This window comes from Mariprofundus ferrooxydans PV-1 (genome assembly GCF_000153765.1).
Classification (GTDB): Bacteria; Pseudomonadota; Zetaproteobacteria; order Mariprofundales; family Mariprofundaceae; genus Mariprofundus; species Mariprofundus ferrooxydans.
Window position 1 is genome coordinate 710,721 of sequence record NZ_DS022295.1, and the last position, 12,105, is coordinate 722,825.

10 protein-coding genes and 2 pseudogenes are annotated in these 12,105 nt (G+C 50.4%); 5 read left to right on the forward strand and 7 right to left on the reverse strand.

What is annotated here, in order from left to right; translation table 11 throughout:
* The first annotated feature begins 17 nt into the window (after positions 1 to 17).
* Positions 18 to 440 (forward strand): nuclear transport factor 2 family protein, encoded by a 423-nt coding sequence (locus tag SPV1_RS10295; protein WP_009851128.1) that lies wholly within the window; start codon positions 18 to 20, stop codon positions 438 to 440.
* On the opposite strand, the gene SPV1_RS10300 is transcribed toward SPV1_RS10295, so the two are convergent.
* Together SPV1_RS10300 and SPV1_RS10305 are read right to left on the reverse strand one after the other, a co-directional pair.
* Positions 424 to 2,847 carry an acyl-CoA dehydrogenase gene (locus SPV1_RS10300; protein WP_040881818.1) on the reverse strand — a complete coding sequence of 808 codons (2,424 nt, stop codon included), beginning with the start codon at positions 2,845 to 2,847 and terminating at the stop codon, positions 424 to 426. The two genes, SPV1_RS10295 and SPV1_RS10300, sit on opposite strands and share 17 nt — an antisense overlap.
* 97 nt (positions 2,848 to 2,944) lie before the next feature.
* Positions 2,945 to 4,141: an OmpP1/FadL family transporter gene (locus SPV1_RS10305; protein ID WP_009851130.1), complete on the reverse strand. Its 1,197-nt coding sequence runs from the start codon at positions 4,139 to 4,141 to the stop codon at positions 2,945 to 2,947.
* 232 nt (positions 4,142 to 4,373) lie between these two features.
* On the opposite strand from SPV1_RS10305, the gene SPV1_RS10310 reads away from it, so the two are divergent.
* Both SPV1_RS10310 and rssA read left to right on the forward strand, forming a co-directional pair.
* Complete coding sequence (locus SPV1_RS10310) at positions 4,374 to 4,802, forward strand: Hsp20/alpha crystallin family protein (protein ID WP_009851131.1); 429 nt, start codon at positions 4,374 to 4,376, stop codon at positions 4,800 to 4,802.
* A 300-nt stretch (positions 4,803 to 5,102) separates the two neighbouring features.
* Positions 5,103 to 6,053: a patatin-like phospholipase RssA gene (gene rssA / locus SPV1_RS10315; protein ID WP_009851132.1), complete on the forward strand. Its 951-nt coding sequence runs from the start codon at positions 5,103 to 5,105 to the stop codon at positions 6,051 to 6,053.
* A gap of 58 nt (positions 6,054 to 6,111) precedes the next feature.
* On the opposite strand, the gene SPV1_RS10320 is transcribed toward rssA, so the two are convergent.
* The 4 genes and pseudogenes from SPV1_RS10320 to SPV1_RS14195 form a co-directional block, all read right to left on the reverse strand.
* Positions 6,112 to 6,366: a hypothetical protein gene (locus tag SPV1_RS10320; RefSeq protein ID WP_009851133.1), complete on the reverse strand. Its 255-nt coding sequence runs from the start codon at positions 6,364 to 6,366 to the stop codon at positions 6,112 to 6,114.
* Positions 6,363 to 6,830, reverse strand: a complete 468-nt coding sequence (locus SPV1_RS10325; RefSeq protein ID WP_231288380.1) for a hypothetical protein — start codon at positions 6,828 to 6,830, stop codon at positions 6,363 to 6,365. Before SPV1_RS10325 ends, SPV1_RS10320 begins: the two co-directional genes overlap by 4 nt.
* Before the next feature lie 67 nt (positions 6,831 to 6,897).
* Complete coding sequence (locus SPV1_RS10330) at positions 6,898 to 7,974, reverse strand: hypothetical protein (RefSeq protein ID WP_009851135.1); 1,077 nt, start codon at positions 7,972 to 7,974, stop codon at positions 6,898 to 6,900.
* A 350-nt stretch (positions 7,975 to 8,324) separates the two neighbouring features.
* Positions 8,325 to 8,501, reverse strand: a pseudogene (locus SPV1_RS14195) (YjbQ family protein); the annotation flags it as partial.
* 93 nt (positions 8,502 to 8,594) lie between these two features.
* Here SPV1_RS14195 and SPV1_RS10335 point away from each other — a divergent pair.
* The gene (locus SPV1_RS10335; protein WP_009851138.1) at positions 8,595 to 9,014 is read left to right on the forward strand and encodes a secondary thiamine-phosphate synthase enzyme YjbQ; all 420 of its coding nucleotides are present in this window, start codon (positions 8,595 to 8,597) and stop codon (positions 9,012 to 9,014) included.
* A 155-nt stretch (positions 9,015 to 9,169) separates the two neighbouring features.
* On the opposite strand, the pseudogene SPV1_RS10340 reads toward SPV1_RS10335, so the two are convergent.
* Positions 9,170 to 9,697 (reverse strand): annotated as a pseudogene (locus SPV1_RS10340) (type I restriction-modification system subunit M N-terminal domain-containing protein); the annotation flags it as partial.
* A 248-nt stretch (positions 9,698 to 9,945) separates the two neighbouring features.
* Here SPV1_RS10340 and SPV1_RS10345 point away from each other — a divergent pair.
* Positions 9,946 to 12,102, forward strand: a complete 2,157-nt coding sequence (locus SPV1_RS10345) for a hypothetical protein (RefSeq protein ID WP_009851140.1) — start codon at positions 9,946 to 9,948, stop codon at positions 12,100 to 12,102.
* The last annotated feature ends 3 nt before the right edge of the window (positions 12,103 to 12,105 follow it).

Here is a 12,105-nt window from a genome sequence, read left to right on the forward strand (position 1 = left end):
GGCCAGGCACGCAGGCAATGGTCTTCCACGTCAACAAACCTGGACGGGTACTACTCCTGCTATTCGCCCTGTCGCTTGGCGCATGTGTCAATCACGATAAAGATGCTATCAATGCCGTACTTGATGCGCGCGATCAGGCTGTCAGCACACACGACATACTGGCATATGATGCCCTGTTACTACCCGACTACATGGAAAGGAACAATAGCAAGGCAGATCTTATTATTCGCATGCACAACCTGTTCAAGCAGTTTGATACCATCAAGATGGCATCGGATAACCGCATCATTCGCATACAGGAGGATGGTCGTCATGCCCTGTGCGAACAGAGCTATCACCTGCGCGTGGAATCCGACGGCGTCTGGCGAGAGCTCTATCAACGTGAACAGATTGCCCTGACCCGGACAAAAAGCGGCTGGAAAATCAGCGGCGGTCTGTAAACGACTCGGCGGAAAAATCGTCGACCATCACAGCCTGACGGATCGACAGACGCGCCTCGCTCAACAGATCGGCCTCAGCCTGGTTGAGCATGGATGCCGCCACCAGCCCGTGTAACCATTCATCATAATCCTGATCCGGGCGATGAACCTGCCCCAGCTCCTTAAGCTTGCGCTCAATCGATTCAGTATGAATAGTCATCCGCATCGCATGATGCAGACGGCCGATCAGATCATCGCTGTCAGCACTGATGTAGATCCCCTCAACCAGTCGTTTACGCGTGGCTGACGGTTCGATCAACATCTCGGCCAGTTGATGCTTCAATACATCACCGGGCATGCTGGCCCTGCGCCCCAGAGGAAAGGCCCAGACACGCATTTTCCATGCAACCATCCGATACGGAAAGTTACGTATAATCCCGTCCAGTGCCTGTTGCACCTGATACAGGCTATGTTGACATGCCCAGTGCATTAACGGCTCATCAGAGCGTTGGCGTCCCTCGTCTTCAAAGCGCTTGAGCACAGCCGAGCAGAGATACATCCAGGCCATGGCATCGGCAAAGCGGCCGGAAATCGCCTCCTTGCGTTTGAGCGTGCCTCCGAGTGCCATCAGCGCCAGATCAGCCATGGCCGACGTCGCGGCGCTGTAACGGGCAATCTGGCGGTAGTAACGGGCTGAGCTACCGGCTACCGGCGAAGGTGCCAGACTGCCGATGATTCCGTAGAGCACGGCCCGGGCGGCGTTGGCTGTCGTGTAGGCAAGATGCGCCATCAGTGCGGTGTCAAAGCGGTGCAAGGCATCATCGCCGTCTGCTCTCGCAGCAGCAATCTCCTGCTGCAGATATGGGTGACAGCGCATTGCCCCCTGACCGAAAATCATCAGCGAGCGGGTCAGGATGTTGGCTCCTTCCACCGTAATCGCAACGGGCACGGACTGATACAGACGCCCCAGATAGTTCGACGGCCCCATACAGATACCCCGGCCACCATGCACATCCATCGCATCGTCCACCACCTGGCGCATTGTCTCGGTCAGATAACGTTTGACGATAGCTGTGACCACTGCCGGCTTTTCACCTGTATCCAGCGCCGACACCGTCAGCCGCTCACCGGCATCCATCAGATAGGTCAGGCCGGCCATACGCGCCAGCGCCTCCTCCACCCCTTCAAAACGACCTATCGAGGTATGGAATTGCTTGCGCAAACGGGCATATGCGCCGCTACTGTCCACGCACATCTTGCCTGCAGCTACGCTCAACGATGGCAGTGATATGCCGCGCCCGATCGACAGCCGCTCAACGAGCATCCGCCAGCCCTTGCCGATCATCGCAGGGCCGCCAATGATATGATCCAACGGTATAAACACATCCTTGCCACTGTTCGGGCCGTTCATGAATGCAATATTTAACGGATCATGGCGCCGCCCGATTTCAACGCCCGGCATATCGGTCGGAATCAGTGCACAGGTGATACCCAGATCCTCCTGCTTGCCAAGCAGGTGTTCCGGATCGTAGACATGAAAAGCCAGTCCCAACACCGTCGCCACCGGCCCCAGCGTGATATAGCGCTTTTCCCAGTTCAATTTGATGCCGAGCACCTCTTCCCCGCCAAATTCACCACGGCATACGATGCCGGTATCGGGAATGGCGCTGGCATCCGAGCCCGCCGTCGGACCGGTCAGGGCAAAACAGGGAATCTCATCCCCTGCCGCCAGCCGAGGCAGATAATAATCTTTCTGTGCCTCTGTACCGTAAGCCAGCAACAACTCAGCAGGACCGAGAGAGTTCGGCACCATAACGGTGACTGCCGCCGCTGTACTGCGACTGGCAATCTTCTGCAGTACCCGCGAATGGGCATGGGCGGAAAATTCCAGACCACCGTAGTGAGCGGGAATAACCATGGCAAAGAAACGATGCCGGCGAATAAATGCCCATACATCAGGAGGCAAATCACGCAGATCATGACTGATCTGCCAGTCATCCAGCATCGCACACAGCTCATCGGTCGGCCCGTCCAGGAATGCCTGCTCTGCTGCAGAGAGTGCCGGTTTGGGCGTTGTAAGCAGACGGGAGAAGTCAGGGTTGCCGCGAAACAGCTCTCCGTCCCACCAGATCGTACCCGCTTCAATCGCTGCTTTTTCCGTATCCGACATCGGCGGCAGTGATTTGCGAATATAATTCTTGAGCGGGCGGCTGACCCATTTCAAGCGCAGAGCATCTGTAGCGAACAGCACTCCGGCCGCTCCGATCAGCAGCAGGATGAGCATTACCACCGGCATACTCATACCGGCCAGCATCAGTATCACATCGGCAATAACGAGCAGACCGAGCCACCGTGTAAATGACAACTTTACTTTGGCCAGCAAAATCAACATGGCGAACAGCAACACAACAAGAACAACCCAGAACATCGCGACCTCCATGATTTACCCGTTATCCAGTATAGACATCACCCTTTTCACAAAAAAGGGGCTCTTGAAGAGCCCCTTTGTCATGCGTCAGCCATCATTAAAAACGGTACGTAAGCGATGCCGCAGCCAAATGGATATGCGACTTGTAGGTGCCATTTCGTACTACATTGGTACCCGTCGATTGGGTTTGCAGGCGATTGGAGAAAAACACATAAGTATAGGCCAGATCGAGCGTTGCCTGATCCGACAAATCCACGCCGTAACCGACATGTACCGCCTGCCTGTCATTTCCCGGCAACAGCGGTGTGAAATAGACCGGATCAATAGGAGTCGGGTCATAGGTATAACCTAACCGAGCCCGCATCGTCTCCGAATAGGCCCACTCAGCGCCAGCACGGAATGCCCAGGTCGCTTTCCAGTTTTCCTGCACCGTGAGCGAAGGCAGGGCACCACCTGCCAATGCTGGTGTATAGATAAAGGCCAGTTTGTCGAATTTCTTCCAGTTCACCCAGTCAGCATCGGCACTGATCGTCCACTGTTTTGTCGGATGAAAAGCCACGCCGATATTCAGCATATCGGGCATAGTCACAGTGATGGCATTACTGCTTGTAGTGGCTGATGCGATATGGGTTGACTGACCTTTTGACTTGAGCTTCACACTGGAGCGGTAGCTGATACCGGCATTGAACATCTCGGTCTTATAAAGTGCTGCGACATTGTATCCCCAACCGGTCCCTTTGAAATTCTGCTTCAGTGCGGTGCCGTTAAAATCAACCTTGTACATATCGACAAAATCCACACCTGCGGCCACTGCAAAGTTGTCACTTAATTTAAACGCCACGTTGCCGTTCACATTAATAGCCTGCAACCTGCCGTATTCAGAAGCACCTGAAAAAACTGCTGTTGTCGGCCATCTCACCTCAAGGCCAAACGGCGCATTGACACCAATACCGGCTGTCAGGTCAGAGTCGGTGGCGATAACCATATAGGCATGTGGAACAACGATCTTTTTCTTGTCCATACTGGAACTGGAGGGAGCGAGAGGATTACTGGCGTTGGCTGTGAAATCCACCTTTGGCATCACGGCAACAGCGCCAACGGTGACAGCCGTCTGCTGAAATGACAGACCGGCCGGATTAAACCAGTTAGCCGAAGGGTCATCGGCAACGGCGGTGAATGCATTACCCATTCCCATCGCCTTCACACCCATTTCCGGGATCTGAAAGCCTCCTGCATGCGCAACCTGCAACCACGCAAACAGCATGCTGAACAAGAACAGTACTCGTTTCATCATCTAATCCCCCCTCCGCAAAGTCGAAACAGCTTAGTCAATGAACGGGGTTGTGTAAATTACAGCCTTGTAATAGAGGAAATCGCACCAGCAGCGACAGCGTCTGCTCTTATGCCGGTAGCGGAACATATTCAGCATATCTGCCATGCCCGGTATTGAAAAACAGTATCTGTTTCACTATATAATTCATCACCGGATAGATATATCCCGGTAATTATAAACAAGGAGGTGTATCATGACCCTGATGCGTTGGTCTCCCTGGCAGGAACTCGAATCCGTAAACAGCCAGCTTAGCCGCCTGCTTGAGGGTAACAGTACTGTTGCAGGCACTGAAAGCGGCCAGTGGGCACCGTCGGTGGATATTCGGGAAACCGATGATGCATTGCTGGTGCAGGCTGAACTGCCGGGTATTGATAAAAAAGATGTGCAGGTCGAAGTGCATGACGGCGTATTGACGCTCTCTGGTGAGCGTCGTTACGAAAAAGATCTCAAGGAAGAGAATGTGCACCGCATTGAACGCGCATACGGAAGGTTCAGCCGTAGCTTTTCACTGCCGACCCATATCGATACAGACAAGGTAGATGCTCAAATGAACGACGGTGTGCTTGAGATCAGGCTGCCAAAGCACGAAACAGCCAGAGCGAAGGCCATTGAAATTCGTTGACGTCACGCTTTTGTATATTCATGCGGAGCATGCTCCGACCCGGGGCCGTAAACTTACGGCCCCGGTTTCCTGTTATTCGCAGGCTAAGTTACTGCACTGCTGAAATGATTATGCAGAAATGAAAGGCGGGTCAGCCAACAAACAATCATAAATACTGTAGTATCCGTGCGCACGACAGAGTGCACCTGAGGTTTGCAACTGAGCAGCAGGCAGCCCAGTATCTCTGTTAACGGAACATCCGTTTTACCGTGTAGAGCATGACGGCCAGGAACCGGGCACAATGCCGACACGGGTTGGGGGATGATACTGATGCCAACGGATAAACAGAAAATCGGACTCGCCCTCGGCAGCGGCTCAGCCCGTGGCTGGGGCCATATCGGCGTCATTAAAGCGTTGCAGGAGCAGCACGGCATTCGTCCGGATATCATTTGCGGCTGTTCCATAGGCGCACTGGTTGGCGCCGCCCTGGCATGCCGGCACATGGATCAACTCGAACAATGGGTCAGAGATATCTCGATGCGGGATATTGTCAGGTTACTTGATTTCAACCTGGGTGCGGGCGGCCTGATCCAGGGGGAGCGCCTGCTGGAATCCTTCTGCCGTTATGTCGATAACGTACCGATTGAGCAATTACCGGTACCATTCGGCGCTATTGCCACCGATCTGGAGAGCGGGCGTGAATGCTGGCTTCAGCAGGGCAGCCTGCATGATGCAGTCAGAGCTTCGATCGCCCTGCCCGGCCTCTTCTCCCCGCACCACCTCCGACACCAATGGCTGGTGGATGGCGGGCTGGTGAATCCTGTTCCCGTATCCTTATGCCGTGCCATGGGTGCAGATATTGTTATTGCAGTAAATCTGAATAGTGAGCTGGTCGGCAACCATGCCCGTGCGGAGGGGCGGGAAACAAGGCTGGCGCTGGCACTGCCTCAAAATGAGCTGCTGCAAAAGATTGCCACAGGGCTCACTCCGCTGGCAAAACGAGCCAAAGCCATGCTGACAAACGGTGACGATGATATTCGCATACCGGGCATGTTTGAAGCCATGACCGGTGCTATCGATATCATGCAGGATCGCATTACCCGTAGTCGACTGGCAGGTGATCCTCCCGATGTACTGATCTCACCACGACTGGGACATATGGGGCTGCTTGAATTTGATCGGGGTGAAGAGGCAATTGAAGAGGGCTATGCAGCTGTGGCATCAGCCGTGGCAAACGGTGCATTCAGGGCCGTAAATATGGAAGTTACGTGACAAGTATGCTGCGGAGAGCGGAAGAACAAGCGTACTTACATCAGCGATCACACTGCAGTTAACGCAGCGGCGTCACCGAAACACGGCCATCAGCACTGATATTGATCTGATAACGGGTGCCGTTCGGACACGTCGCCTGAATAACCTGATTGCCACGACTATCCGTATGCTTGCTGATCTGACTGACCTGACGGCCACCGCAATCATATCCACGCAGCAGAATGGTTGCCGCAATATCCTGTGCTTCGGAAACGGCTTCGGCCGCAGGCGATGCCAACAGCATCATCGCCATAAACAGTAACAGATGTTTCATGCCTTCACCTCCAACAAGCTGTTCCAGAGCAACTCGCGATTCGTGTAGAGATCACGGGACAACGCCGGGTCGTCCTCCAACAGAGCCATGATTTTCAATATCAGGCCATCAAAACTGGATCTGATCTCCTTCAGGCGACTCTGCAGCCGTGCCTGCTTGCGATAGGCCCTGATCTCATCGACCAGATCCATAATATCATTTCGGATAGCCAGCTTGGTGAAGATACCGATCGCCCGGGTGTTTTTCAATCGATCTTCCAGCACCTGCACATTTGCCACGGTGTCGGCCTGCGACTGCGCTTGATGCACTTTCGCCAGCTGTTGCACAGCTGCTGTAGCAACTTCACTTTGTCCAGCCTGCTCTCCAGCCACGGCCACCGTAGCCGCCAGCAACAGCCAGGCAACAGATAACGCCCTGATGTATCTGTTTGCCAGCCTTATAGCATTCATATGAACCCGTCTCATACGCTTAAGTGTAGTTAAACCTCGCCCTGCCGGAAAGTGGCAGGCACTTACACCCGAGGCTCGCTGATTACGCCCGGCCACGACTCCCGGCAGATCCGGCCAGGCAAACCTCTGCCGCAACAATTGCCCCGTCACCAGCGGTAGCGGGAAAACTGCGTGGTGAAGCGATGCTGGCTGCCAGAGCCCTGCCCCACTGGCCTGCGGCAAAATCGGAGCGCGACATGCCGGCTGCAGGAAACCTGTTCTGTAACCACCCTTTAAGCATGGGAAACTCGGGAAAGTCCGGTCGCTCCACCCAGGCGATCGGGGTTTGCGTACTCCAGCATTCAGCCAGAATGCCATAACCGGGCTTGCAAACCACCGTATCGACATGCGCCATAACATCAACCGCCCGCAAATCGGGCCCGAATCGGACAGGCGTTACATTGACCGGGATATCTGTAGTCGACAGATGCGGTATCAGAAACTGCCACGAATCGAGCCGGGAGAGCGCCTGTATATCATAGGGTGGTTGCGCAGAACCACCGAAAATGACCAGTGCAATCTTGCCCGCCACTGTTGGCGCTGAATACGCAGAGCTATCCGCAACAGCGGCAATCAATGGAATCTGCTGTTGCCGGGAAAAGATTGGCATCTGCATAGCCATAGGCGGTGTCAGCAACAGGTCGCACACACGATAGGCTGTAGCCAGTATCTCCAGCACCGGATCATCTGTTGCCAGCCAGTGCGAATAGATGGTATGCCAGTCCAGCGTTGCCAGTCCTATAGCGGGAATAGAGAGCGCTTTGGCTGCAGGAAAGGCCAACGGTGAAATATTGGAGAGCACCAGTGTCGGGGCAAACTCTCGCAGTAATTCGATCTCGCGCTGCACGTTAGCATCAAAGCCGGTCAACCAGAGGCGCATCTGTCGGATCGATGCATCCCTGTCCTCTTCGATGGCAGATTTCTGCACAACCCCGATATCCACCGACTCCTGATCGAGATCAAAATCAAACTCCAGGCGAGCCCGAATCTCCGCTTCCGGCAGCGAACAGCGGATCAGAAAATGGCATGCCGGTTCCAACCGGTATAGCGCATTGAGCACCGGCGCAAGCTGTGCCAGATGACCGAATCCGTGCCCGGAAATGTAGGCGGCTAATCTCATTTGAGCATGGTAAGGCGATTATCCTGTCGGTCAATCGGCGTGGATACCTGCAGAATCATTGACGGAACCAAGAGAGCTCTCTATATCTCCTTTTTCCCGTCAGAAGATACAGTCATTGCATTTTTAGCACCCTTATCCACTGCGGGAGGCTGTGAATGTATTACTTTCACGACTTAGCTAAATATAACAGAATAAACATTAAATAAAAACTTCAATATACTGTTTTTATTGATAAATACCTATTGCTTATATTATAGGCTTTGAACAGCGGATCACTACAGGCGTTGCCGGGTAGCGGAAGTCACCCCAACTATCCCCAGAGTTATCCACAGAGCCTGTGGATAGAGAGATCAGATATCAAAAGCAGGGCTTTCGCCATGCAGTGTGACGATAATCTCTCTTGCCCCGCCATGATTCCGGTGCTCTCCAAGCCAGATACCCTGCCAGGTACCGAGCGCCAGTCGGCCCATTTTAATCGGCACGGAGAGACTGTTGCCCAGCAGGCTGGCCTTGATGTGGGCCGGCATTTTCTTACACACCACTTTTATGATTCAAATAGGACACACCTAGCACTGAATATTATACTACATCTCATCCATAATTCTTCGTATGCTTCGATGATGTGGATACAAAAGACCATCACCCTGAAACCTCGCAGCCGTGGATTTCACTTAATCACCAGTGAAATCATTTCCAGCCTAGCCGAGCTAAAACAATTCAACATAGGCATTGCGCATCTCTTCATTCAGCACACCAGTGCAAGTTTAACGATCAATGAAAATGCTGACCCTTCAGTTCGCTCAGACATGGAGAATCATTTCAATCAAAGCGCCCCGGAGAACCAAAAGTTCTATACCCATACCTATGAAGGCCCAGATGACATTACGGCCCACTTAAAAACCACAACCATTGGAAACAGCCTTACCATTCCTATCAAAAACGGCCAGCTTGGATTGGGTACCTGGCAAGGCATCTATCTGGGTGAACACAGAAACCATGGTGGATCAAGAAAACTAGTTGTAACGATGAATGGCGACTGAGCTAATTACTTTCCAATTTACATCTACGATATTTCAAAGGGCAATCACTTCATTTAAAACGTTTAAGTATCAAGACGGGAACCTATCCAGAATCCCTTTTATTAAACCCTCATTATTCTTGATTTCTTGGATAAGTGACTGATTTTATTTTTCTTGCGAGGGCTGATAAAGAAGGAAAGTGTTGCTTTCTTATTTACCAAGTCAGCAAAATGCTTGATCAAATATTCATAGGCATTACCTAACATGTCTGGATCAACAGACATGTTGCCTAATGTGTATTGAGAAAAGTGCTCTACAAGATCCACCAGAAGCCTGTCAGAGAGTTTGTTTTTATTACTCCACTGAGCATCACCAAAGATACCATACAAGTATTCCTGGTTAGCTTGCTCGATTCCTCTCAATGCTTTTTCTATGGCTTGCCCTACATTGGTGGAAGTCTCTCTTACATCTCGCCAGTGGCAGCCTTCAGGGATTTCAAAACGATGGAACTCTGGGAGCAATGCATACTCTTTATCGCCATCGGACTCTTCCAGCGCGATGCGGAATTCTTCATCGTAAACATCGGAAATACGGTTAAAGAGCAGCAGTGGAAAGATGTATACCTCGAAATCAGAAGCATCTACTGGGCCCTTCAGTATCCAGGCCGCTTTGGAAAGATACTGCTCTAATTGCGATAACGACAATGCCTGCTAATTCATTCAGAAAAACCCTCCCCATACCCAATGTTGCAACAGATAGTCTATTACCGATGAGGAGAAACTTTAACTCCGTACAATGAGCTAATAATGGACTTAGTCTCATAAAATGCTTGACAGAAAAAATCATATGATACAGCTTAACATACTGATTCATAAGGATTATATATTAGTCACCGACTATTCCACAATAACTTCCTTGATCAGTTTTAGCTAAATGGTCAGGGAGGTTTTTCATGGGTCAGAGAAAGTTAAGATGTCACTCATCGCGAAACAGAACCAGTTTCGCTGACATTTCTCTGCCGCTACTTGACCAATTACCAGATGACCTGGCCGACGAGTGGCTAAAGAATCTCGAACGATGGGCCAAAGGTTTTTCTACCCCAATGCAGGCATTTAAACTCCAACAGGTAACGACCTTTTGGGTAAATTGTCATATCAAATCGCCGCACCAGTATCCACTCCCGCCTTTGCTTAAATCAGAAGCCCATGGGTTGATTAAAAATTTGCGGCGGAGTTGGTATGAACACGATATAATTGATCAAGGCGTACAGATGGATACTGCATCTACGGCTTGGTCTGTATTCCTCCGTTGCATTAAAATTATGTCCCGCGCGGGGCTATTCCCCGAACTCGATTTTTATAGCAAATCGTACCGTGCCTTTCACATGCAAAAAACCAGAGTATCTCGTGGCCTAGTAAATCCAAAGGTACTGAATGAATGTGCCTCGACGCTGCATGCCACAATGGACATCGATAACGACAGTTATCATAGCTGTTTATTGGTACCACTATCGATTCATTTGTCGGATAACGAGTATCTTGAAAATTATGAAAACGAGCTCAGATCATCCATCAATTGTTTTTCTACGTGCGCAAATCAAGAATTTGAAACATTACAATTGCTAGAAAAAAAAGGTCAGCAGTTAATTGACTCAGTCGACTATGATTTAATTCAACGAATACTTAATAGTCGAAGGAGAATTGATGGCAGAGTTGATGGAACCAAAGGCGGCTATATTGACCCTTCAAATGGGAGAAACTGGTTTAACCCTAAAGGTGGCCACCCAGCAGTCTTTGCGAACAACCTCGCACTAGTAAAGTATGAGATGGGAGATCTTCCACAACCATACGTATTTAATGTAGAGAACAGAAAATCAATAATTAATGGAAAAAATCATTGGCGTTTTCCAATTCAATTCGGCCGGGAAAAATTATTTTCTCACCTTGGTATATTGACGTGTCGAAACGCAATTCCTCTGATCGTGCTGCTTTTAATAGATCACCCGCGTTTGAACGTGGAATCTTTACTTAATGCCCGCTTGGTCGACAGCAAAAATCAAAAAATATTAATTGCCAATGCAGGAGAAAATGGAACGGACCTGCGTCTTACTGTTAACAAAATGCGAGCAAAAAGTCAAAAATCAAGCGTACTCACGCCGCGAGGAAAGGCTATTCTTGCCGCGGTTCTGAAATGGACAAATCCTGTGCGGAAGTCATTGATCCAACAAAATCGATTGGATGATGCTCGCTATTTATGGGTCGGATTCACACATATCGTCGGTTACAAAGTTGGACGCTTCTCAATAAATCAAATGAGAGAAATGTTCCGCAAACCAAATGCGAAAATTGCTAATATAGAAAACAATATTGAAGCCTCAAATCCAGAAACGGTCCACTCCAGAACTGACTTTATCAGGTCTCATCCAAGCCTTTCACCTTGGGCAACGACAGCAAGGTTATCGAGCCTCAGAGTCTCTTCCGGAGTCTTATCCTGGTTTGAGTCCCAAGGTGACGTGGCTGTGACAGCCAGAGCATTTGGGCACAAGAATTTAAAAACAACAATCGACAATTATATCCCCAAGCCGATACAGGAAGCCATGTATGAGCGTCAAATACGCCGCTGGCAAAATTTAATGATAAGCGCTGCTTGCGCCAAAAAACCTTATCTTTTAACAGCAACAGACTTCTCTACACAAGCTCAACTACATGAATTCATTTGTGGCCTACTTCTCGATGCAAATCAAAGTTTCGCAGATGAGACTAGCTCAGCACTGCTCTCACGATTAAAAGAAATCATTAATCCATCAGTGCTAGAAAGCAAAGAGTTAGTAACTGAATGCAATTCAAAAACATTGCTAATAAATGACCCCCAAAAGCTTGCTGTGACCATGCTCTACGAAGAAGTCCTTCGTGAGTGTCCGGAGGCTGATCTTGATGCACCAGATCCATCTACAAAAACGACGCCTCGGATGTGGATTGATTTACTCAATGTATTGAGAGGACCATTACCCGACAGCATGCATGAGTTGAAGACTGCTGTACGCGCAGCTGAAATTATCGCGGGTGAAATTCGCGGTATCATTTCATTCCCTACGCTCACCGGAAGTTAAAAA